General features: G+C 69.4%; 22 protein-coding genes. 4 read left to right on the forward strand and 18 right to left on the reverse strand.

The genetic code is table 11. The features are described from left to right. The first annotated feature begins 12 nt into the window (after nt 1-12). Nucleotides 13-714 carry a response regulator gene (locus J7520_RS11195; protein ID WP_291188133.1) on the forward strand — a complete coding sequence of 234 codons (702 nt, stop codon included), beginning with the start codon at nt 13-15 and terminating at the stop codon, nt 712-714. A 1-nt stretch (nt 715) separates the two neighbouring features. Here J7520_RS11195 and recO read toward each other — a convergent pair whose 3' ends face one another. From recO to J7520_RS11255, 12 genes are all read right to left on the reverse strand, one after another. After that, nucleotides 716-1429, reverse strand: a complete 714-nt coding sequence (gene recO, locus J7520_RS11200) for a DNA repair protein RecO (protein WP_291188135.1) — start codon at nt 1427-1429, stop codon at nt 716-718. A gap of 115 nt (nt 1430-1544) precedes the next feature. Beyond that, nucleotides 1545-2444, reverse strand: a complete 900-nt coding sequence (era, locus tag J7520_RS11205) for a GTPase Era (protein ID WP_291188138.1) — start codon at nt 2442-2444, stop codon at nt 1545-1547. Next, nucleotides 2437-3105: a ribonuclease III gene (rnc, locus tag J7520_RS11210; RefSeq protein ID WP_291188141.1), complete on the reverse strand. Its 669-nt coding sequence runs from the start codon at nt 3103-3105 to the stop codon at nt 2437-2439. Before rnc ends, era begins: the two co-directional genes overlap by 8 nt. Beyond that, the gene (locus tag J7520_RS11215) at nt 3095-3484 is read right to left on the reverse strand and encodes a DUF4845 domain-containing protein (protein ID WP_291188144.1); all 390 of its coding nucleotides are present in this window, start codon (nt 3482-3484) and stop codon (nt 3095-3097) included. The genes rnc and J7520_RS11215 overlap by 11 nt, the downstream gene beginning before the upstream one ends. A 27-nt stretch (nt 3485-3511) precedes the next feature. Then, a complete protein-coding gene (gene lepB / locus J7520_RS11220; protein WP_291188146.1) occupies nt 3512-4345 on the reverse strand; it encodes a signal peptidase I in 834 nt (277 codons plus the stop codon). Nucleotides 4346-4449: 104 nt separating this feature from the next. Next, complete coding sequence (gene lepA / locus J7520_RS11225) at nt 4450-6240, reverse strand: translation elongation factor 4 (protein ID WP_291188149.1); 1791 nt, start codon at nt 6238-6240, stop codon at nt 4450-4452. A 126-nt stretch (nt 6241-6366) separates the two neighbouring features. Further along, nucleotides 6367-7794: a DegQ family serine endoprotease gene (locus J7520_RS11230; protein WP_291188152.1), complete on the reverse strand. Its 1428-nt coding sequence runs from the start codon at nt 7792-7794 to the stop codon at nt 6367-6369. A gap of 141 nt (nt 7795-7935) precedes the next feature. Beyond that, nucleotides 7936-8925: a MucB/RseB C-terminal domain-containing protein gene (locus J7520_RS11235; protein WP_291188155.1), complete on the reverse strand. Its 990-nt coding sequence runs from the start codon at nt 8923-8925 to the stop codon at nt 7936-7938. A 92-nt stretch (nt 8926-9017) separates the two neighbouring features. Next, a complete protein-coding gene (locus tag J7520_RS11240) occupies nt 9018-9701 on the reverse strand; it encodes a sigma-E factor negative regulatory protein (RefSeq protein ID WP_291188158.1) in 684 nt (227 codons plus the stop codon). Continuing rightward, nucleotides 9698-10291: an RNA polymerase sigma factor RpoE gene (gene rpoE / locus J7520_RS11245; protein ID WP_291188161.1), complete on the reverse strand. Its 594-nt coding sequence runs from the start codon at nt 10289-10291 to the stop codon at nt 9698-9700. The genes J7520_RS11240 and rpoE overlap by 4 nt, the downstream gene beginning before the upstream one ends. A gap of 254 nt (nt 10292-10545) precedes the next feature. Next, entirely contained in the window at nt 10546-13143 is a 2598-nt protein-coding gene (locus J7520_RS11250; RefSeq protein WP_291188164.1) for an EAL domain-containing protein, read from the reverse strand. Then, nucleotides 13140-13706: a hypothetical protein gene (locus tag J7520_RS11255; protein ID WP_291188167.1), complete on the reverse strand. Its 567-nt coding sequence runs from the start codon at nt 13704-13706 to the stop codon at nt 13140-13142. The genes J7520_RS11250 and J7520_RS11255 overlap by 4 nt, the downstream gene beginning before the upstream one ends. A gap of 49 nt (nt 13707-13755) precedes the next feature. Here J7520_RS11255 and J7520_RS11260 point away from each other — a divergent pair, with 49 nt between their 5' ends. Continuing rightward, nucleotides 13756-15807 carry a 3-hydroxyacyl-CoA dehydrogenase NAD-binding domain-containing protein gene (locus tag J7520_RS11260; protein WP_291188170.1) on the forward strand — a complete coding sequence of 684 codons (2052 nt, stop codon included), beginning with the start codon at nt 13756-13758 and terminating at the stop codon, nt 15805-15807. A 93-nt stretch (nt 15808-15900) separates the two neighbouring features. Here J7520_RS11260 and phoU read toward each other — a convergent pair whose 3' ends face one another. From phoU to J7520_RS11280, 4 genes are all read right to left on the reverse strand, one after another. After that, nucleotides 15901-16611, reverse strand: coding sequence for a phosphate signaling complex protein PhoU (gene phoU / locus J7520_RS11265; protein WP_291188176.1), 711 nt, complete (start codon nt 16609-16611; stop codon nt 15901-15903). A gap of 41 nt (nt 16612-16652) precedes the next feature. Then, a complete protein-coding gene (gene pstB / locus J7520_RS11270) occupies nt 16653-17396 on the reverse strand; it encodes a phosphate ABC transporter ATP-binding protein PstB (protein WP_345776913.1) in 744 nt (247 codons plus the stop codon). Nucleotides 17397-17464: 68 nt separating this feature from the next. Beyond that, nucleotides 17465-18712 (reverse strand): ABC transporter permease subunit, encoded by a 1248-nt coding sequence (locus J7520_RS11275; protein ID WP_291188216.1) that lies wholly within the window; start codon nt 18710-18712, stop codon nt 17465-17467. Continuing rightward, complete coding sequence (locus tag J7520_RS11280; protein ID WP_291188219.1) at nt 18709-19797, reverse strand: ABC transporter permease subunit; 1089 nt, start codon at nt 19795-19797, stop codon at nt 18709-18711. The genes J7520_RS11275 and J7520_RS11280 overlap by 4 nt, the downstream gene beginning before the upstream one ends. Before the next feature lie 136 nt (nt 19798-19933). Between J7520_RS11280 and J7520_RS11285 the strand changes: the two genes are divergently transcribed. Both J7520_RS11285 and J7520_RS11290 read left to right on the forward strand, forming a co-directional pair. Then, nucleotides 19934-21073 carry a glycosyltransferase family 1 protein gene (locus J7520_RS11285; protein WP_291188222.1) on the forward strand — a complete coding sequence of 380 codons (1140 nt, stop codon included), beginning with the start codon at nt 19934-19936 and terminating at the stop codon, nt 21071-21073. Continuing rightward, nucleotides 21070-21615 carry a phosphatase PAP2 family protein gene (locus J7520_RS11290; RefSeq protein ID WP_291188226.1) on the forward strand — a complete coding sequence of 182 codons (546 nt, stop codon included), beginning with the start codon at nt 21070-21072 and terminating at the stop codon, nt 21613-21615. Before J7520_RS11285 ends, J7520_RS11290 begins: the two co-directional genes overlap by 4 nt. Nucleotides 21616-21645: 30 nt before the next feature. On the opposite strand, the gene J7520_RS11295 is transcribed toward J7520_RS11290, so the two are convergent. Continuing rightward, nucleotides 21646-22527 (reverse strand): carbon-nitrogen hydrolase family protein, encoded by an 882-nt coding sequence (locus J7520_RS11295; protein WP_291188559.1) that lies wholly within the window; start codon nt 22525-22527, stop codon nt 21646-21648. A 2-nt stretch (nt 22528-22529) separates the two neighbouring features. Continuing rightward, nucleotides 22530-23126: a GNAT family N-acetyltransferase gene (locus tag J7520_RS11300; protein ID WP_291188229.1), complete on the reverse strand. Its 597-nt coding sequence runs from the start codon at nt 23124-23126 to the stop codon at nt 22530-22532. Between the last annotated feature and the right edge of the window lie 4 nt (nt 23127-23130).

The raw sequence follows: 23130 nt of genomic DNA on the forward strand, positions 1-23130 counted from the left end.
ATCCCGGGTGCCATGCCGCGCGTCCTCGTCGCCGACGACAATCCGCTCAGCCTGCACTTCTTCGCCGAGGCGCTGCGCACACTCGGCTGCGTCGCCGAGATGGCGACCGACGGTGCCGACGCGCTGCGGCGCGCGAATGCGTCGCGCTTCGAGGTGCTGCTGCTCGACGCACGCATGCCCGGACTCGACGGCGCCGAGGTGCTGGCCCGGCTGCGCGCCGGCGCGGGCCTCTCGCGGCGTGCGGTCGCGATCGCGACCACCGCCGCTGCCGAAGCGCGGATCGACGCCGACCTGCTCGCCGCCGGCTTCGTCGACGTGCTGCACAAACCGCTGACGGTGGCCGAACTGCGCGCCGCCTTGGCACGCCATTCGATCGAGCCGGCGCCGCCCGACCCCGCCCCGGCGCTCGACGACGCGCGCGCGCTGGCCGCGGCCGGCGGCGATGCGACGATCGTGAGCGCCTTGCGCGGCCTGCTCGCCGCCGAACTCGACGCGCTGCCTTCGGAAATGGCGGCGATCGCGGCCGCACGCGACGCGGACGCGCTGCGCCAACGCCTGCACAAGCTCGACGCCTCCGCCGGCTTCTGCGGCGCGCCGGCGCTCGGCGAAGCGAGCGCTTCGCTGCGCACGGCGCTGCAGGAAGTCGACTGGCCGGACCACGCCGTCGCCCGATTCCTGCGCATCTGCACGCAAGTCCGCGCGCTGCTGGCCTGATTCAGTCGCGTCGATCCGCGGCCGGCCGCACCGTCATCGTCCACGCATTCAGGTCGCCGCCGAGCAGGTGGCGAACCACGGCGCGCACGAGGCGCCGCAGTTGCGCGAGTTCGTCCGCGGTCGGGCGCTCGTCGCGCGCCAGCGCCAGCAGCGCGGCGCCGCGCACCTGCGGCCAGCGCGTTCCCGTGCGCCAGGCGAACGCGCCGGCGTCGGGATCGTAGGCATAGTCGGCATCGGCCTCGATCGGCCCGCCGTCCGCGGCATAGGTCAGCGCCAGCGCGTAGCCGAGGTCGGCGAGGAAATCGCGCTCGAAACGGCGCAGGGTCCACGCCGCCGAGGATTCTTCCGCCAGCCGAGCCAGGCACAGGGCGTAGGCGGCGAACGCGCCGACGTGCGGATCGTTGCGTCCGCCGAGGCGCAGTACGAGTTCGTTGACGTAGATCGCCGCGAGCAGGTCGTCGCCCGCGAGGGCGATCGGCGCGCCGGCGACTTCGGCGCCGGCCAGGGTGCCCAATTCGCCGCGCGCGATCCAGTCGAGCAGCAGCGGCTGCAAGGGTTGCAGCACTCCGCGCGGCAGGCGGCTGCGTTCACGCCGGACGCCGCGCGCGACCAGTCCGACGCGACCGTGGTCGCGCGTGTAGGTCTCGATCAGCAGCGAGGTTTCGCGATACGGCCGCGCGTGCAGGATGTAGGCTGGCTGCTGCTCGATGCGCATGGAGAACCGGGATTGGAGATCGTGGATTTGGAAAGGGGGCGCCGCACGCACAAGCGGCTACCGGCTAGGGATGGTCGATCCAATCCCGAATCCCCAATCCCGAATCCCGGCTCCTTCACTCCGAATAGCCGAACTGTTTCAGCGCCGCCGCGTCGTCACTCCACGATTCGCGCACGCGCACCCACAGTTCGAGGAACACCCGGCGCTCGAGCACCGCTTCGATCGCCCGCCGCGCCGCGCTGCCGATCTTCTTCAGCTGCGCGCCGCCGGCACCGATCACGATGCCCTTCTGTCCGTCGCGCTCGACCCAGATCACGGCGCCGATGCGGGTGATGTCGGCACCGTCCTCGAAGCGCTCGATCTCCACCGTGGTCGCGTACGGCAGCTCGGCGGCGAGCTGCAGCATCAGCTGTTCGCGGATCAGTTCGGCGACCAGGAAACGCTCGCTGCGGTCGGTGTATTCGTCCTCGGCGTACTCCGCCTCGCCTTCCGGCAATCGCGCGACGAGATCGTCGAGCAAGGCCGGCACGCCGTCGCCGCGGCGCGCCGCGACGAAATGCACACCGGCATAGCCGCGTTCGCGCGTGGTCTCGGCGGCGAACGGCAGCAGCGCCGCCTTGTCGGCGAGCTTGTCGACCTTGTTGATCACCAGCAGGCACGCGGCCGCACGCGGCGCGACGAGCTGCCAGACCGCCTCGTCTTCCTCGCGCCAGCGCGTTCCGTCGACGACGTGCACGAGCACGTCCGCCTCGTCCGGCGCCTGTCGCGCGACGCGATTGAGCTGGCGGTTCAGCCCGCGCTTGCCGTCCTGGTGCAGTCCGGGCGTGTCGAGGAACACGACCTGCGCGTCGGCGCGCGTGACGACGCCGAGGATGCGATGCCGCGTCGTCTGCGGTTTCGGCGTGACGATGCTGAGGCGCGTGCCGAGCAGCGCGTTCAGTAGGGTCGACTTGCCGACGTTCGGCCGGCCGAGCAGGGCGACGCGGCCGAAGCGGTGCGCCGTGGTCTCATTCATCGGAAAAACTCCGTTCGAGCTGCGTCAACGCCTGTTCGGCGGCGATCTGTTCGGCGGCACGGCGGCTCGACGCGCTGCCGCGCGTGAGGATGTCGGCGCTGTCGATGCGACACACCGCCTCGAAGATCCGCGCGTGTTCCTCGCCCCAGCTGCCGACGAGCTCGTAGGCCGGCAGCGGCAGGTTGCGCGATTGCAGCAGTTCCTGCAGGCGCGTCTTGGCGTCCTTCGGCGTGTTCGCACCGGCCGCGACGCGTGTGGCGAACAGGCGCCGCACCGTATCGCGACAGGCGGACCAGCCGGAATCGACGTAGATCGCGGCGAGCACGGCCTCGAACGCGTCGGCGAGGATCGATTCGCGCCGGAAACCGCCGCTCTTCAGTTCCCCGGGCCCGAGATGCAGCCGGTCGCCGAGCTCCTCCGCGCGCGCCAGCTCGGCCAATGCGGCGCCGTTGACGAGCGCAGCGCGCAGGCGCGTCATCTCCCCCTCGTCGGCGCGCGGATACTGTTCGTAGACCAGCTCGGCGACGAACAGATTCAGCAGCGCGTCGCCGAGAAACTCGAGGCGTTCATTGTTGAGGTGGCCGGCGCTGCGATGCGTCAGCGCGCGCTCGAGCAGCGTCGCGTCGACGAAGGCGTGTCCTAGTACGGGATCAGTCGTCACCGGTACTGCTGAGATTGACCGACTTGTCGAACTTGCCGACCAGTTCGAGGTTGTAGATGAACGGCACGCGCTTCTCGTAGGCGATGCGCAGCGTCGCTCCGCCGCCCTGGCGTACGAGCTGGATCGCGGACGGCGGCACGCTGTCGTAGTCGACGTACTGCGTGTCGAACTTCAGGCTGAGATCGCGTCGGATTTCCTCGAGCGATTTTTGCGCAATACCGGGTTCCTTGCGCAACTGCTCCATCGACTTCACCACGCCGAAATACTCGGTGTACATCGGCACCAGTCGCATCGCCATGTACGCGAAGAACCCGGCCACGCACAGCACGATGACGAAACCGATCAGCGTGATGCCCCCGATCCTCTTTTGACCGACCATACGCCCTCCCCTCTGTGGATGCCGGCGCTACTTTATCAGCGTGCCGATGCGGCTGAAGTCGATGCCGTTATCTAAATTCATCCAGATCACGAACGCGCGCCCGACCAGATTCTGCTCCGGCACGAAGCCCCAGAAGCGGCTGTCCTGGCTGTTGTCGCGGTTGTCGCCCATCGCGAAATAGTGCCCCGGCGGCACCTTCCAGGTGCCCTCGTGGCCGATATAGGCCTGCGGGAACTCCATGATGCGGTGCTCGACGTCGCCGAGCTTCTCCAGCTTGACCTGGGCGCTGGCCATGCTGCGGCCCGACTCGCCCGGACCCACGTACGGGCCGAGCGGGGTTTCCGCGATCTCCTGGCCGTTCACGTACAGCACCTTGTTGCGATAGGTGATCTCGTCGCCCGGCAGGCCGATCACGCGCTTGATGTAGTCCTCTTTCGGGTTCTCGGGATAGCGGAACACGAACACGTCGCCGCGCCTGGGCGAGCCGACGTCGAGGACCTTCTTGTTCAGCACCGGCAGACGCAAGCCGTAGGCGAACTTGTTGACCAGGATGAAGTCGCCGACCAGCAGGGTCGGCATCATCGAACCGGACGGAATCTTGAACGGCTCGGCGATGAACGAGCGGAACAGCAGGATCACGAACAGCACCGGGAAGAACGAGCGCGCGTATTCCACCGCGACCGGCTCGCGCAACGCATTGCGCGAACGCGCGTCGCGCTCCTCCTGCGACAGCGCCGCCATCGACTCGAACGCCTGCGCACGCTGCGCGCGCGCCTTCGCCAGGAACAGGCGATCGAGCAGCCAGACCACGCCGGAAACGGCGGTCAGCACGACCAGCAGCAACGCGAAATCAAAGTCCATCGGGGCTCCTTCGGAGCCGGGATTGGAGATTCGGGATTGGAGATTGGGAGAGCGGCTTTGCTCCCTATTCAATCCCGAATCCCGAATCCCGAACCCCGGCCTTTCTATTTGTCCATCTGCAACACAGCGAGGAACGCTTCCTGCGGAATCTCCACGCTGCCGACCTGCTTCATGCGCTTCTTGCCTTCCTTCTGCTTCTCCAGCAGCTTGCGCTTGCGCGTGATGTCGCCGCCGTAGCATTTGGCCAGCACGTTCTTGCGCAGCGCCTTGACCGTCGAGCGCGCGACGATCTGCGCGCCGATCGCCGCCTGGATGGCGACGTCGAACTGCTGGCGCGGAATCAGTTCCTTCATCTTCTCGACCAGCTCGCGGCCGCGGCGGTCCGCGCTGGAGCGGTGCAGGATCAAGCTCAATGCGTCGACCCGGTCGCCGTTGACCAGCACGTCGACGCGCACCAGCGGCGCGGCCTGGAAGCGCTCGAAGTGGTAGTCCATCGAGGCGTAGCCGCGCGACACCGACTTCAGTTTGTCGAAGAAATCGAGCACGACCTCGGCCAGCGGCAGCTCGTAGCTGATCTGCACCTGGCTCGCCATGTAGTGGATCGAGCGCTGCACGCCGCGCTTCTCTTCGCACAGCTTGATCACGTTGCCGATGTGGTCGGGCGGCGTGAGGATGTTGGCGACGATGATCGGCTCGCGGATCTCCTCGATCATCGGGCTCGGCGGCAGCTTGGCCGGATTGTCGAGCGGCATCACTTCGCCGTCTGTCTTCAGCACCTCGTAGATCACCGTCGGCGCGGTCGTGACGAGATCCAGATCGTACTCGCGCTCGAGCCGCTCCTGGATGATCTCCATGTGCAGCAGGCCGAGGAAGCCGCAGCGGAAGCCGAAGCCCATCGCCTCCGACGACTCCGGCTCGAACACCAGCGCGGCGTCGTTCAGCTTGAGCTTCTCGAGCGCCTCGCGCAGGCTCGGGTAGTCGTCCGCGTTGACCGGGAACAGGCCGGCGAACACGCGCGGCTGCATCTGCTGGAAACCCGGCAGCGGCTTGTCGGCCGGCTTGCCGGCGTGCGTCAACGTATCGCCGACCGGCGCGCCGTGCACGTCCTTGATCGACGCGGTGACCCAGCCGACCTCGCCCGCCCCGAGTGCATCCTTGACCAGACGCTTGGGCGTGAACACGCCGACCGAATCGACTTCGTGCGCGCGCCCGGTCGACATCACCAGCAGCTTGTCGCGCGGTCGGATCTCGCCCTGCATCACGCGCACGAGCGAGACGACGCCGAGGTAGTTGTCGAACCAGGAATCGATGATCAGTGCCTGCAGCCTGTCGGTGTCGCGCGGCTTGGGCGGCGGAATCCGCGCCACGATGGCTTCCAGCACCTCGACCACGTTGAGGCCGGTCTTGGCGCTGATCGCGACCGCGTCGGTGGCGTCGATGCCGATGACGGCTTCGATTTCTTCCTTGACCTTGTCGACGTCGGCGGTCGGCAGGTCGATCTTGTTCAGCACCGGCACGACTTCCAGGCCCATCTCGACCGCCGTGTAGCAGTTGGCGACCGATTGCGCCTCGACGCCCTGCGCCGCGTCGACGACCAGCAACGCGCCCTCGCACGCGGCGAGCGAGCGGCTGACCTCGTAGCTGAAATCGACGTGGCCGGGCGTGTCGATGAAGTTGAGCTGATAGGTCTGGCCGTCGCGCGCCTTGTACGGCAGCGACACCGACTGCGCCTTGATCGTGATGCCGCGCTCGCGCTCGATCGGATTGTTGTCGAGCACCTGCGCTTCCATCTCGCGCGCGGTCAGTCCTCCACACAGCTGGATGATGCGGTCGGCGAGCGTGGATTTGCCGTGATCGACGTGAGCGATGATCGAGAAATTGCGGATGTGAAGCATCGGGTCTGCGGTGGCCGCGACGGGCGGTCGGCACAATCGCCGGATTATCGCAGAATCGGGGCCGCGATAGGCGCCCCGGACAAAAAAACGGGGCCTTGCGGCCCCGTCTTCGTGCGATTTCCCGGATCAACCGGCCTTCGGCTTGGGCACCGTGACCGCCAGGAACTGGGTCTGCTCGCCGCGGCGCGCCAGCAGCATGACCGAGTCGCCGGGCTTGGCATCCTTGGTCGCCGCGGTGAAATCGGCGACCGACTTCACCGATTTCCGGCCGACCATCAGGATCACGTCGCCGGGCGCAAGGCCCGAGCGGCGCGCGCCCGCACCGGTGATGCGCGTGACGACGACGCCCTCGCCGCCGGTGACGCCGAACTGCTTGCGCTGCTCGGCGGTCAGCTCCTCGACCACGATGCCGAGCGGATTGCTGGCCGCGCCGGCGCCGTCGCGCGTGCTCGCCAGCGCCTTGCCGTCGGCCGGCTGCTCGCCGATCGTGACCGGGATGGTCAGCGTCTTGCCGTCGCGCCAGATGCTGAGGTCGCTGGTGTTGCCCGGCTTGGTCGAACCGACCAGCGGCGGCAGATCGGCCGAGCTGACGATGTCGCGGCCGGCGAAGGCGAGGATCACGTCACCGAGCTGCACGCCGGCCTTGTCCGCCGCGCCGCCGGGGGTGACCTGGTTGACCAGGGCACCGCCGCCGCGCGGCAGGCCGAGTGCCTTGGCCTTTTCGCGGTCGACGTTCTGGATCTGTACGCCGATCATGCCGCGGGTGACGCGGCCATGGGTCTTGATCTGATCGACCGCGTTCATCGCCAGGTCGATCGGGATCGCGAACGACACGCCCATGAAGCCGCCGGTGTTGGAGAAGATCTGCGAGTTGATGCCGACGACCTGGCCGGCCAGGTTGAACAGCGGGCCACCGGAGTTGCCGCGGTTGATCGGCACGTCGGTCTGGATGAACTGCACGTAGCGCTGGTCGGCGCTGCCGAAATTGCGCCCGACCGCGCTGACGATGCCGGCGGTGACCGAATGATCGAAGCCGAACGGCGAGCCGATCGCGACCACCCATTGGCCGGCCTTGACCGTCTTCGAGTCGCCGACGCTGACCGCCGGCAGGCCGGTCGCGTCGATCTTCAGCAGCGCGATGTCGTACTGCGCGTCGGCGCCGACGACCTTGGCGTCGAACTCGCGGCGGTCGGACAGGTTCACGGTGACGCTGTCCGCGCCCTCGATGACGTGGTTGTTGGTCAGGACGTAGCCGTCCTGCGAAATGATGAAGCCCGAGCCCATCGACACGCGCTCGCCGCCGCGCGGATTGGGCATCGGACCGAAGAAGCGCCGGAAGATTTCCGGAACGTCCTGCTGATCGGGTCCCTGGTCTTCGTCGGGCTGCGCTTCCGAATTGCCCTTGGCCTGCACGTTGACTACGGCAGGACCGTATTTCTCGACCAGACCGGTGAAATCCGGCAGATCGGCGGCCACCGCCGGCGTCGCGAGGACGCACGTCACCAACGCCGCGCAGAACCAGCGGGAGAGCGTCCCGCTCCTCATGTACGTCATGACACTACCTCTTTGTTTCCCTGATTGGACGGAGCGGGTGGCCACCGGAACCGGGACGACCCGAACTAGGCGCTTTGATGAAACGCGTCATGCAAAGTTCCGATCCGCGACCGTGGCATTTTCCACCATTTCAGGCACGCTTCAGTGAGAACCGGAGGGAACCGGCTGCACCGAGCGGGCGATGCGTTGCACGGTCGCGCGCGGCACGTCGCCGACCACGGTGATCTTCCAGTCGCCCTCGACGTGCACGTAGATGTTGAGCAGACCGCGCGTCAGCGCGCTGTCGGGCGGCGCTGCCTGTTTGGTGTCGCGCGGTTCGACGTAGACCGACACGTTGGCGATCCCGTCCGAGTAGACGTAGTGCTCGGCCGAGGTCGGTGCCTGCGTCGGGCGCTGGCCGCGCACGAAGAGAAAGCCCGGCGGCGGATCGGCGACGCGCCAGCGCGGCACCGAATTCAACGCGACCTCGTCCGGCGCGGACGCCGCTCCAGCGCTGGCCGCCGACGTGAGATCGCCGGCCTTCGGTTTGACGTGGATGTCGAGCGCGACGAACACGAACTGCTCCAGCACGCGCTGCGCCGAATCCACCACGGCCGAACGCAGCGGCAGATTGGAATCCTCTTCCAGCCACAAACGGTAACCGTAGCGATACGCATCGCGCGGCCGGATCTCGACGACGCGCGCCCGATAGCCGGCGACGCGGTCCTCGCCGGCGAGACCGAGCGAATACTGCGTGCCGAACGCGCGATTGCGCGCCTCCGGCACCAACGGCAGCAGACGCGAATCGAGGCGGCTCGGAAACAAGGTGGTCGGGCGGCCGTCCTGCACGCAGACGATCAGCTCGCCCTCGCGCAGGATTTCGCTGCGCTGACCATTGAGACTGACCAGCCGCTCGCGCTCGCGGTTGCCGCCTTCGTGGAACAGGCGCAGGGAGTCGATCTCGCCGCCGTGCTGGTAGACGAACGAGCCTTGGTAGTCGAGGGTGCGCAGCGCGCCCGACATGCGCTGCAGGAGATTGGCGGCGACCGCGGCTTCGTCCTGCGCCCGCGCCTGGCCGGACAGGAGCCCGAGTCCGAGCGCCAACATCGCCAGCACGTCGCGCAGGTATCCCGGGCGCCAACGCGCACGCACCGCGGACGTCCGTGGAGGACGTCCTTGCTTGGTGATCACAGGAGATGCTGCTGAACCGGCCTTCGTGACGGCAACCGATTGCCCGCGCACGATCAGCGGTTCTGCGGGACCTGGCCGACCTGCGCCTCGCGCTGCGGCGCGACCAGCAGGACGTACGGCACCGCACTGCTCTGCCCGACTCCACCGATCGTCTGGTAGTGGCGGATCAGGTAGGACTGCGTGCGCGGATCGGTCGCGATCGGCTGGGTCACGTCGCTGCCGAAGCTGACCGGCGCGGTCTCGATCGGCATGTTCGGCGCCAGCAGCGGCGGACGGAAATCGTTCGCCGTCGGCGCCGTCGTCACCGACGCCGGTGCCGTCGCGACCGGGGCCGCGGCCAGCTGCGGCGAAGCCGGCGCCGGATTCCTCGCCGCCAGCGCGGGCCGGTCCGGCTCGGCATTGCGCGGCTGCGCCAGCATCAACGCGGCCACCGCGACCGACGCCGCGATCGCGCCGCCCGTGCCCCAGCGCAGCCAGGTCGACTGCGCGCGTGCGTGCACGGCGGGCTCGATCTCGATCTTCGCCATCACCAGTTCGGCGAAATCCACCGACATGGGCTGCAATTCCTGGCGGCGCAGGGTCTGGCGCACCACGTGGTAGCGCGCCCAGCGCTGCGGCAGTTCGGACTCGGCTGCCATGCGCTTGAGCAGGAAGCGCGTCTGGTCGCCTTCCAGCTCGCCGTCCATCAGGGCCGACAACTGTTCGTTGATCGTCTGGTTCATGCCTTCTCGGTTCATGCCGTCTTGCTTCCTTCCGACAACAGCGGACGCAATTGTTCGTCGATCGCCTCACGGGCGCGGAAGATGCGGGACCGGACCGTGCCGATCGGGCAATTCATCGCTTCCGCGATTTCCTCGTAGCTGAGTCCGTCCACTTCGCGCAGCGTGATGGCCGTCTTCAGCTCCTCGGGCAGGGCTTCGACCGTGGCGAACACGGTTCGTTCAATTTCCTGGCGCATGAGTTCGCGCTCGGGGGTAGCGGACTCGTGCAGGCGCGTGGCGCCGTCGAACAGCACGGCATCCTCGACCGCCACGTCCTCGGTCGGCGGCCGCCGTCCCTGCGACACCAGGTAGTTCTTCGCCGTGTTGATGGCGATCTTGTACAGCCAGGTGTAGAACTGGGCGTCGCCGCGGAACGAGCCGATCGCGCGGTACGCGCGCACGAACGCCTCCTGGGCCACGTCCTGACACTCGCTCCAGTCGTTGACGTAGCGCGAGATGACGCTGACCAGCTTATGTTGGTATTTCCTGACCAAGAGGTCGAACGCGCGCTTGTCGCCATTCTGAACACGCTCGACCAGCGCCTGATCCAAGTCGCTTTCGCCCATCCGGGCCGTTCTCCTTCGTTGCCGACACGGTCAGGCATGCCCGACTGACCGCCCGCGGCGAAAATAGTTCGTGACCCCAGCAGGATATCGAGAAAGACCGCCCGGCTCCCGTTTCCGCCCGGGCGATCGCACCGGAGCGCACCGCCTGCCTCGTGGATCAACGGCTTGCGTCGCCGTCCATGGGCGATTCGCCGGCCGATCGCCCCTCCAGATCGCGCCCCGGGGATTCCATATGAGGTTGTGCCGCGCCCCGCTCAAGCATGCGCCGAGGGCGCATTCAGGCGCCCGCCGATCAGGCGCTCGCGCTCCTGCAACAGGTTCTCGAAGCTCGCCGCCGGCAGCGGCCGGCAGAACAGGAAGCCCTGCAGCACCTCGCAGCCCTGCTCGCGCAGGAAATCCAGATGCTGCTCGATCTCCACGCCCTCCGCGACGACCTCGCGATTCAGATTGTGCGCCATCGCGATGGTCGCCTGCACGATCGCCTCGTCGTCCGGGTCGATGCCGATGTTGCGCACGAAAGCCTGGTCGATCTTGATGCGGTCGGCCGGAAAGCGGCGGATGTAGTCGAGCGAGGACTGCCCGGTGCCGAAGTCGTCGATCGAGATCGCGCAACCGAGGTCGCGCAGCGCATTGAGCGTCTCCAGCAGGCGCGGGATGGTCTTCATGCTGATGCTCTCGGTCACTTCCAGATCGAGCAGGCGCGGGTCCATCTCGGTTTCGGCCAGCACCGACTCGACCAGGGCGACCAGGTTCGGCTGGCGCAGCTGCAGCGCCGACAGGTTCACGCCGACGCGCAGCGGCAGGCCGAAACGCCGCTGCCAGCGATGCGCGTCGCGGCAGGCCGCGCGCAGCACCCATTCGCCGATCTGCACGATCAGCCCCGATTCCTCGGCCAGCGGAATGAAGAAGCCGGGGCTGATCATGCCGAGTTCCGGATGCTCCCAGCGGATCAGCGCCTCCATGCCGACGATGTCTTCGCTGTGGCCGTCGATCTGCGGCTGGTAGAACACGCGCAGCTCGCCGTTCTTCTCCGCCTGGCGCAGCTTCGCCTCCAGCGCCAGACGCTGCTGGTGCGACTCCTCCGGCACCGCGACGTAGGCCTGGAAATTGTTGCGCCCCATGCCCTTGGCCGAGTACATCGCGACGTCGGCGTACTTCAGCAGGCGCTCGGTATCGGTCGCGTCATCCGGATAGAAGCTGAGTCCGAGCGAGGCGGTGATGCTGAGTTCGAGGCCGCCCGACAAGGTCAGCGGCGCCTCCATCGCGCGCACGATCTTCTCGGCGATGCGCTCGACGTCCTCGCGCTGCACGATGTGGCGCAGGATCAGCGTGAACTCGTCGCCGGCGTAGCGCGCGACCGTGTCGGACGCGCGCACGCTCGCGCGCAAGCGCTTGGCCACCGCCACCAGCACCTGATCGCCGACCGGATGGCCGAGCGAATCGTTGATCGTCTTGAAGCGATCGAGATCGACGAACATCACCGCGAACATCTCGCTGCTGCGATGCGCCTCGTGGATCGCCGAGTTCAGGCGGTCGTTGAACAGCAGCCGGTTCGGCAGGCCGGTCAGCGGATCCATCAGGGCGGTTTCGCGCCCTTGCTCGCGCGCGCGGCGCAATTCCAGTTCGACCGCCAGCGCGTGCGCGAACACACGCAGACCTTCCAGCGCCGCACCGGCGGCTTCCAGCGGCTCGCGCCGCGCCACCAGCAAGGCCCCGAGACCGGTGCGGCGCTCGCCGACCAGCGGCAGGCCGATCAGGCATTCGAAGCGGCGCTCGCGCACGAAGGCGTCGTCGCCGGCGGCGCTCCAGGCGTCCGCGCCGAGCGCGATCTCGCGGCCGGCGAGCACCCGCTTCAGGCTCGGCTGGCGCAACGGATCGGGCATGTTCTCCGCCAGCCCGAAGCGATGGAAGACCATCAGCGGCTGCACCTCGCCGATGCGCTCGGGCAGCGCTTCGATCAGGACGAGGAAATCCAGCGCGAGCCAGTCGATGATCGCCTGCGTGGCGGCGTCGAAGCCCTCGCTGCCGGCACCGGTCGCGGCGAGCCGGCCGAGCGCGTGCAGGGCTTCCTGGTAGCGGCCGAGCTCGCCGAGCTCGCGGAACAGATAGAAATGCACCAGGCGGCCATCCTGCACCGCCAGCCGAACGTGCACGTCGACCGCATAGGTGCTGCCGTCGGCGCGCGGCTTGCGGCCGCGCAGCTGCGCACCGCCTTCCCGGCCGAGTCCCGCATTGATCTCGGCGCGCCGTTCCGGCGACAGCGCGAGATCGAAACTGTCGATGCAGCCGGCCAGCAGCTGCGCACGCGAATAGCCCGAGCGCTGCACGAAGGCGGTGTTGACGTCGAGGATGCGGCCGCTGACCGGATCGACCACGGCCAGCTCGTCGAGGCTGCCGTCGAACGCGAACTGGTAGCGGTCGACGCCGCCGGCCGGGCTGACCGCTGCGTGCCGCCCGCGGCCGCTCATCGCCTGGCGGATGCGGCTGCGCGCGTCCTCGGCGACTGCCGGCAGGGCGATCCAGTCGACCACGCCCGGCGGTTCGCCGCCGCGCCGCCAACGCAGCGCGCCGGGCGGTCCACCGAGCAATCCGATGATCGGCACCGGCGCGCCCGGCCGGTACTGGCGCAGCTCGCCGCAGAACGCCAGCGCGTCGATCGCCTCGCCGCGGAATTCGAGCAGGACCAGGTCGATCTGCGGATCCTGCTCGAGGAAGCCGCGCGCCTGGGCCAGGTCGCGCGCCGAATAGATCGCGTCGAAGCCCTGTGCGTCGAGCGCGTCGAACAGCAGGCGGCGATCGTCGCGATCGGCCGCGACGACCAGCACGGCGCCGGCGTCGTCGACCGCGGTCACTCGACCCAGCGCCCGTCGCGCAATCGGAGGCGCGGCTGCTCCCGGGTCGCCGCCGTGATCCGCTCGAACATGCCGTCCAGTTCCTCCGGCCACTCGAAATCGTCGCCGACGAACACCAGTTTGCGCTCGTTCGCGGTCTGCATGCGCGAAATGCGTCGCAACAGCACGGTGTCGGCCGGACGCAGGTGCTCGGCGAAGTCGACGAACAGATAGATGCCGAAATGCATGCTCTGCAGCACGTAGCGCAGCGCGTCGCCGATGCGCTTGGAGCCGGGCACGTGGAGGCCGCTTTCGCGCAGCGAATCGATGCCGTCGTCGGGGCTCCAGACGTAGATCGAGATGCCGCCGCGCATCGCCAGCACGCGCATCTGCGCCAAGGTCTCGGCGACGTTAGGCGTCTCCAGCACGATCAGATGCTGCGGCGAGCGCAAGATGCGGTCGAGCAGCTTCTGCGTCTGCGACGATTCGGCCTGCTTGTCGATCACGTACGCCCCCTGATCCTCGCGCTCCACCCCCGGCTCGCACTGCAGGCTGCCGTAGCCGGCCAGATTGACCCGGCGCACGGCTAGCCGGGATTATAGCCGTCCCCTCGCCCGCTTCCCGGAGCCGGTCATGTTCGAAGGCCTGCGTTTCCAGCACTGGCATCCCACGCGCGACGACGACGGCATCGTGGTGCTCGCGCTGAATCGTGCCGGCAGCTCGGTCAATGCGCTCTCGCGCGCCGTGCTCGACGAGCTGGCCGAGATCGTCGAGCGATTGTCGTTCGAGCCGCCGAAGGGCGTGGTGATCCGTTCGAGCAAGGCGGCCGGCTTCGTCGTCGGCGCCGACCTGAAGGAATTCGCCGGCTACGAAGCCAGCGGCGGCGTGCTCGACGCGATCGAGAACGGCCAGCGCGTGCTGCAGAAACTCGCGCGCCTGCCCTGCGTCACCGTCGCCGCGATCCACGGCGCGTGCATGGGCGGCGGCACCGAGATGGCGCTGGCCTGCCGCTACCGCGTCGCCGCGCGCGACCCGTCCACGCGCATCGGCCTGCCCGAGGTCAAGCTCGGCATCTTCCCCGGCTGGGGCGGCAGCGCGCGCCTGCCGCGCCTGATCGGCGCGCCGGCCGCGATGGAGCTGATGCTGACCGGCCGCGCCGCCTCGGCCGAGAACGCCAAGGCGATCGGCCTGGTCGACGCGCTGAGCTCGCCGGAACTGCTGGTCGAAACCGCGAAGGAACTGATCCGCCATCCGCGCACGCGCCTGCTCGCGCAGCGCGCGACCGCCTGGGCCACCAACACCTGGCCGGCGCGGCAGATCCTGGCGCCCATGCTGGTCAAGCAGACCGCGGCCAAGGTGCGCAAGGAACACTATCCGGCGCCGTTCGCCCTGATCGAAACCTGGCGCCGCGGCGGATCGAGCATCGCGCAGCGGCTCAAGCTCGAGGCGCGCGGCGTCGCCAAGCTCGCCACCACCTCCACCGCGCGCAACCTGATCCGCGTGTTCTTCCTGCAGGAACGCCTGAAGGGACTCGCCGGCGGCGCCGAGCACGGCATCCAGCACGTCCACGTCGTCGGCGCCGGCGTGATGGGCGGCGACATCGCCGCCTGGTGCGCGCTGCGCGGCTTCGAGGTGACCTTGCAGGACCGCGAGATGAAATACGTGCAGCCGGCGCTGGATCGCGCCAAGGAGCTGTTCGCGAAGAAACTGAAGACGCCCGAGCGCATCGACCCGGCGCAGGCGCGCCTGAAGGCCGACGTCGAAGGCGCCGGCATCGCCTCCGCCGACCTGCTGATCGAGGCGATCTTCGAGAACGCCGAGGCGAAGGAAGCGCTCTATCGCGCCGACGAGCCGACGCTGAAAGCCGACGCGCTGCTGGCGACCAACACCTCGAGCATCCCGCTCGACGAACTGCGCCAGGCGGTCGCCGACGCGGGCCGCTTCCTCGGCCTGCACTATTTCAATCCGGTCGCGCTGATGCCGCTGATCGAGATCGTGCGCCACGATCGCCTCGACGGCGCCAACGAGAAGCGCGCGCTCGCCTTCTGCAAGGCGCTGGACAAGCTGCCGGTGCCGGTCAAGGGCACGCCCGGCTTCCTGGTCAACCGCATCCTGATGCCGTACATGCTCGAAGCCGCGCGCGCCTTCAGCGAAGGCATCCCCGGCCCGGTCATCGACAAGGCGGCGAAGAAGTTCGGCATGCCGATGGGGCCGATCGAGCTGATCGACACCGTCGGCCTCGACGTCGCCGCCTCGGTCGGCAAGGAGCTCGGTCCCTTCCTCGGCCTGGACATTCCGCCGACCCTCGGCGAGCGCGTCGAGAACGGCAAGCGCGGCAAGAAGGACGGCGAAGGCCTCTACGTCTGGCAGGACGGCAAGCCGCAGAAGCCCGAGGTCGACCCGAACTACGCCGCGCCCGAGGATCTCGAGGACCGCCTGCTGCTGCCGATGTTGAACGAGGCCGTCGCCTGCCTGCACGACCGCGTCGTCGACGACGCCGACCTGCTCGACGCCGGCGTGATCTTCGGCACCGGTTTCGCGCCGTTCCGCGGCGGCCCGATCCAGCACGTGCGCGACACCGGCGCCGACGTGCTGAAGGGCAAGCTCGAAGCGCTCGCGGCGAAGTACGGCGACCGCTTCAAGCCGCGGCCGGGCTGGGATTCGCCCGAACTGAAACCGGCATAGCGCGACCGCCATCGGCGCCAAAACCTGAAAGACCGTCATTCCCGCCTTCGCGGGATGACGTGATCATTCGAGGCTCCTCGACGCGGAACCGGCTCAGAACGGCGGCGAATCGCCCTTGGCGAGTCCGGAGTGGCGCACGTCCTTGCCGCGCACCAGGTACAGCACGAACTCGCACAGGTTCTTGCAGCGGTCGCCGATGCGCTCCAGCGAGCGGGCGCACCAGAGCCGGTCGAGCTCGACCGGAATCTGCTCCGGCTGCTGCTGCATGCGCGCGACCAGCACGGCGAACAGGCGCCGGTAGGTTTCGTCGATGCGGCGGTCGCGGCGCATGATGTCGAGCGCGAGGTGCTCGTCGAAGCGCGCGAACGCATCCAGCGAGCCGCGCAGCATGCCGCGCGCGAGCACACCGAGGTCGCTCAGCGCCGCGGTGACCTCGGTACCGCCCTCCTCGCCGACCAGCTTCTCGGCCATCTTGGCGATGCGTTTGGCCTCGTCGCCGATGCGCTCGAGATCGGCCAGCATCTTCATCACCGCGAGCACCAGACGCAGATCCGACGCCGCCGGCTGGCGCCGCGCGAGAATGAAGGCGCAGCGCTCGTCGATCGCCAGCTCCGCCGCGTTGATGCGCTGCTCGCGCTCGCGGATCTCGGCGCTCGCCGCCGCGTCGCGCTCGACCAGCACGTGCAGCGCCGCCTCGATCTGCTCCTCGACCAGACCGCCCATCGCCAGCACCTGCCGGCGCACGTCCTCGATCTCGCTGTTGAACTGGCGGGAAATGTGTTGGGTGAGATGCAGGCGGTCCATGCGCTCAGTCTACGCTCGCGATGTGTCGGGAAACGAACGGCTCAGCCGTACCTTCCGGTGATGAAGTCCTCGGTCTGACGCACGCGCGGATTGGTGAACAGCGCGTCGGTGTCGCCGAACTCGACCAGCCGACCTTCGTGCAGGAACGCCGCGTAGTGCGACACGCGCGCGGCCTGCTGCATGTTGTGCGTGACCAGCAGCAAGGTGTAGCGCTGCGCGAGTTCGTGCAGCAGCTCCTCGAAGCGCAGTGTCGCGGCCGGATCGAGTGCGGACGCGGGCTCGTCGAGCAGCAGCACTTCCGGCTCGACCGCGATCGCGCGCGCGATGACCAGGCGCTGCTGCTGGCCGAGCGACAATTCCAGCGCGCTGTCGTCGAGCCTCGAGGAAACCTCGTCCCACAAGGCGGCGGCTTTCAGCGCCGACTCGATGCGCTCGTCGAGTTCGCGCCGGCGCTTGATGCCGAGCAGGCGCAGGCCGTAGGCGACGTTGTCGTGGATCGACAGCGGGAACGGATTGGGCTTCTGGAACACCATGCCGACGCGACGACGCAGATCGTGCACCAGCGTGTCCTTCGCGTACGCGTCGATCTCGCCCACGCGCACCCGACCGGCGACGCGCGCCTCGGCGATCTCGTCGTTGAGCCGGTTCAGGCAGCGCAGCAAGCTCGACTTGCCGCAGCCGCTCGGCCCGATCAGCGCGGTGATCCGCCGCGCCGGCACGTCGAGGTCGATGTCCGACAACGCCTGGCGCTTGCCGTACCACAGCGACAACGCCTCGGTGCGCAGCGCGGTCTCCTCGACGACGACGCTCGACGCCGCCGACGGCGGCAGGGATTGGAATGCGGCGTTCAACCTCAACTCTCCAGCGCGCGATAGCGATCGCGCAGTCGATTGCGCAGCAGGATCGCCGACAGGTTCAGCACGATCACCACGCCGACCAGCAATCCGGCGCAAGCATACGCCCGCGGTACGCCGCGGATCGCGTCCGGGCTGGCCAGCGCGGCGTCGTAGACGGCGAAGCCGAGATGCATGAATTGCTGCGACGGATGCAGGTACGGGAACGTACCGTCGAGCGGCAGCGCCGGCGCCAGCTTGACCACGCCGACCAGCATCAGCGGCGCGACCGAGCCGGCTGCGCGCGCGACGGCGAGCACCAGGCCGGTCAGCAATGCCGGCCGCGCCGCCGGCAGCAGCAGCTTCCACAAGGTCTCGTCGCGCGTCGCGCCGAGCGCGAGCGAACCTTCGCGCAAGCCGGCCGGAATCCGCGCCAGTCCTTCCTCGACGCTGACCACCACCACCGGCAGCGTCAGCAGGGCCAAGGTCAGTGCCGCCCACAGCAGGCCGCCGCTGCCGAACGTCGGCACCGGCAGGCGATCGGCGTAGAACCAGCGGTCGATGCCCGCGCCGATGCCATGCACGAACAGGCCGAGGCCGAGCACGCCGTAGACGATCGCCGGCATGCCGGCGAGCTGGTTGATCGCGCCGCGCACCAGGCGCAGGCCGAAGCCGCGGCGCTGATGCAGATAGATCGCAGTGGCGACGCCGAGCGGCATCGCCACCAGGCTCATCAGCAGCACCAGAGTCACCGTGCCGATCAGCGCCGGCAGTACGCCGCCTTCGAGGTTCGAGGCGACCGGCGCGCTGCCGAGGAAATGCGCGAGCCCCCGCATCGCCGCGGCGACGCGGGCGAAGAAGCCGAGCGCGTTCGGCTGCACGTGCGAGCTGACTGCCCCGCCGGCTTGCGCGACGAGCGCATCCGCGTCGCCGCGCGCGTACAGGCGGCGGCCGTCGTCGAGCACGATCAGGTCGGCATCCGGCGGCTGCGACTGCGCCGCGATCTCGTCGCGGGGAACGCGCCGGTAAGCGCCGCCGATGCGTTCGAGTTCGCTGGTGCGCAGCGCCAACGCGACGGCGTCGGCGACGACGATCTCGCCGAGCACGACACTGCCGTCGCGCAACCGGATCTCGTCGACCTGCGCCGGCCAGAACGGCGCCAGGCCGGCCTTCAGCAGCAAGCCGAGCAGGCCGAGCAGCAGCGCGAGACTGACCGCGGCGAGCCCTGCGATCAGCCAGGCGCCTGCGTCACCGGACGATCGCCTCATGTCGCCGATCCGCCGCTGCGCAGACGGCGGCGCAGGCGCTCGCGCACCGCGTCGGCAATCAGGCTGAGCGCCATCGTCAGCGCCAGCAGCAGCAGCGCCGCCAGCAGCAGACCGTGCCAGGCCGCTCCGTCCGGCGCGGCCTCGGGCAGGCCCAACGCCAGTTCCGCGCTGAGCGAGCGCAAGCCGGCGAGCGGATCGAAGCCGCCGATCGGCGTGTTGCCGCTGGCCATCAGCACGATCATCGTTTCGCCGAGACAGCGCGAGAGACCGAGCAAAGCAGCCGCGACCAGTCCGGAACCGGCCGCCGGCAGCAGCACCGTGGTCAACGCCTGCCAGCGCGTCGCGCCCAGCGCGAAGGCGGCCTGCGACTGCGCGCGCGGCACCAGGAACAGAGCGTCTTCCGCCACCGAGAACACCGTCGGCAGCGCGGCGACGCCGAGCGCGAGGCCGACCAGCGCCGCGTTCCACGGCATCGTCGGCACGATCGCAGGCGCTTCGCTGCGTGCGGCGATCGCGGTCGCCGCCACGACCAGCGCGAGCAGCAGCGGCAGCAGCCACAACGGCAACCACCCTTCGCGCCGCACGCGCGCGCCGAACGCCATGCCCGCGGCGAGCAGTGCCAGCGGCACGATCGCCAGCAGCGCGAGCACGGTGGCGACGTGCAGCTTCAGCCACGGCGCCAGCGTCGCCGCGGCGATCAGGCCGAGCACGACGGTCGGCACCGCGTCGAGGATCTCCAGCCCTGGCTTCAGCCATGCGCGCAGTCGCGGCGCGGCGTAGTGCGCGCTGAACATCGCGGTCGCCAAGCCGAGCGGGAGCGCGACCGCGATCGCGCACGCCGCCGCGCGCGCGCTGCCGGCGAGCAGCACGCCGAGCCGCGCGCCGATCTCGGCCGGCAAGTGCGGCCACGGCAGCAGCGCGCCGATCAGATACAGCGGAATCGCCAGCAGGCCGGTGAGCACCACGGCGGTGCCGGCCAGCACCAGACCGGCGCGCAGGCGCTCGCGCCGCGCGCGGCGGCGCGCCGCGTGCCGGACGAAGTCCTGGCTCAGGAAACGATCGCAAGTGGCTGGATTGGCGGGCATTCGTGCACGCTAGGTTCGTTATGTGACAGTCACGTTACACCTATCACGGTGACTGTCATGGATTCGCCACGCCGGCGCAATACGCGCTTCAAGCGCGCGGTCCAGCCTGCGCGCAACGTCCCCGCAGTCCGTGCGCATGCGCATCGCGATCGTCACCGAAACCTGGCCGCCCGAGATCAACGGCGTTGCGTTGACGGTGCAGGCGCTCGCGCGCGGACTGGCCGGGCTCGGCCACGCCATCGAACTGGTGCGCCCGCGCCAGCCCGAGAAGGCGGCCGAAACGGAACAGGGCTTCGAGCAGCTGCTGCTGCCGGGCGCCTCGCTGCCGCGCTACCCCGGTCTGCGCTTCGGCCTGCCGGCGCATCGCTCGCTGCACCGCCACTGGTCGGCGCAGCGCCCGGACGTGGTCTATATCGCCACCGAAGGCCCGCTCGGCCTGACCGCGCTCGGCGCGGCGCGCCGGCTCGGCATTGCCGCCTGCACCGGCTTCCACACGCGCTTCGACGATTTCGCCGGCCACTACGGCCTCGGCTTCCTGACGCCGGTCGTGTTCGCCTACCTGCGCCGCTTCCACAACCGCGCGGCGGCGACCCTGGTGCCGACGACGGAGCTGGCGACCTTCCTCGGCGAGCACGGCTTCCGCAACGTGCGCCTGCTGCGCCGCGCGGTCGACACCACGGTATTCGACCCCGCGCGCCGCGACGACGCCCTGCGCGCGGCCTGGGGCGCGGCGCCGGACGATCTGGTCGTCGTCCACGTCGGCCGCCTGGCGCCGGAAAAGAATCTCGACCTCGCCGTGCGCGCATTCCGCGCGATCCAGCAGCACCGGCCGCGCGCACGCTTCGTCGTCGTCGGCGACGGGCCGGCGCGCGCCGGCCTCGCCGCGCAGCATCCCGACCTGATCTTCGCCGGCGTGCACCGCGGCGAGGATCTCGGCCGCCACTACGCCTCGGGCGACCTGTTCCTGTTCCCGAGTCTGACCGAGACCTTCGGCAACGTGACGCTCGAAGCGCTCGCCAGCGGCGTGCCGGTGGTCGCGTTCGACTACGGCGCCGCGCACGAACACATCCACGAAGCGGACGCCGGCACGCGCGTCGCGCTCGGCGACGAGGCGGCCTTCGTCGCCGCGGCGAGCGATCTCGCCGAGCGCGTCGCGCTCGCGGCGGCACCGCTGCGCCGCGCCGCGCGCGACGCGGTGGCGACCTTGAGTCCGACCAGCGTGGCCACTCATTTCGCCGACCTGCTCGGCGACCTTGCGATGCGGAGGGCGGCATGACGACCTGGCAGAGATTGGAAATCGGCAGCGGCGAACGCCGCCTGTGCCTGGCGATGAACCGCTGGGGCGCGCGCCGCGCGCTGACGCGACTGTTCTGCGCGATCAGCCGGCTCGGCGACGGCGTGTTCTGGTACTGGCTGATGGCCCTGCTCGCCGCCTTCGGCGGCCTGCGCGGACTGCATGCGGCGATCCACATGGCGATCGTCGGCCTCGTCGCGGCCACGCTGTACCGCGTGCTGAAGCGCTGGACGCGCCGGCCGCGGCCGTTCCGCTCGCACGCGGACATCACGCCCTACGTCGCGCCGCTGGACGAGTTCAGCTTCCCGTCCGGCCACACGCTGCACGCGGTCAGCTTCACGCTGATCGCGATCGCCTATGTTCCGCTGCTGGCGCCGCTGCTGATCGGCTTCACCGTGCTGGTGGCGATGTCGCGCGTGGTGCTCGGCATGCACTACCCGAGCGACGTGCTGGCGGCGACGCTGATCGGCGTCGCGCTGGCGCAGGTGTCGTGGGTGTTCGCACCGGCGGCGTGGATCGGCTGAGGCCGATTCGACGTCCGCCGACGCGAGACGCTACAACCGCTCCAGCCTCGCCCGCGCGACCGCCGGCCGCTCCTGCGCGAACCAGTCGTTCGCATTGGCGACCTGCGCTTCGCGCTTGAACGCGTCGAGCGCGGCGAGGTCGAGTTCGGCGATGGTCCAGTCGGCGCCCTCGTCCGCGTGCGTCAGCACTCCGTCGGACGGGAAGCCGCGGTCGATCGGCGTGTAGATCGCCGCGCGGCCGCTGTTCACGTCGAGCGCCGGACTCCAGGGCGCGGTGCCGGCGGTGACCGCGCAGGCGACGTAGACCTGGTTCTCCAGCGCGCGCGCCTGGCAGCCGACGCGTACGCGCGTCGCGCCGGCCTCGGTATCGGTGCAGCTCGGCACCAGGATCACGCGCGCGCCGGCCTCGACCTGGGCGCGTGCGTAGAGCGGGAATTCGACGTCGTAGCAGACGTCGATGCCGACGCGGCCGAACGCGGTGTCGAACACCTTCAGTTCGTCGCCCGGCTCGATCACGCCGGCCGCGCGCTCGAAACCGGTCAGGGTCAGCTTGTCCTGGAATGCGAGCTTCCCTTCCGGCGACACCAGGTGGGCGCGGTTGCGATAGCGACCGCCGCCGACGTCGAGCAGGAAGGTGCCGGCGACCAGATGGATCGCGTGCTCGTGCGCCAGCCCGCGCGCGAGCGCGAGGAAGTCCTCGTGGCGCGCCTGCAATCCGGCCAGCGAGCGGGCGAAGTCCGCGCGCGTGGCGGCGTCGAGCGCTGCCGCGGCTTCGAGCGCGAGGTACTCGGGCAGCACGACGAACTCTGCGCCCGCCTGCGCCGCGGCGGCGACGCGCGAGGAGACGCGCTCGGCGAAGGCGGCGAAATCGCGCGGCTCGCCGATGCCGTACTGCGCGGCGGCGATCTTCAGTTTCACGTCGACTCCAGTTCGCGCAGCCAGAAGCGCAGGCGATGGCAGCTCGGCTCCTCGCGGTCGATCTCCTGCCATTCGAGCCGGCAGAACATGTCGTCCTGGCGCCGATAGCCGCGTTTGGTCCAGAACGCGTCGTTGCCGCGGAAGCCGGCGGGCCGGCGCGCGTCGTCCTCGTCGCGCTCGACCGCGCAGAAGGCGGTCCGCGCGAAGCGGCCGAGCCGGCGCGCGTAGCCTTCGCGTTCGTCGAAGAAGCGATGACCGAGGCCGCGACCGCGGTAGTCGGCCAGCAGCACCGATTCGCCGAAATAGAACACGTCGGCGAGCGCGATGCCGCGATCGAGAAACGGCTGCTGGAACGCCGCGGTCTCGTCGGTCAACGGAATGCCGGTCGAGGCGCCGACCACGCGCGCGCCGTCGAAGGCGAGCACGAACAGGCTTTCCGGCGACTGCGCGTAGGTCGCCAGGTAGTTCTTCTCGTAGTCGCGGTCGCCGGCGTAGAGATACGGCCAGTCGCGGAACACCGCGATGCGCAGCTCGGCGACCGCGTCGAGGTACGGCGCGACTTCGGCGCCGGCGTACGTGTGCACGTCGATCATCCGG

Origin of the sequence: Dokdonella sp. (genome assembly GCF_017744955.1) — a bacterium.
Lineage (GTDB): Bacteria > Pseudomonadota > Gammaproteobacteria > Xanthomonadales > Rhodanobacteraceae > Dokdonella_A.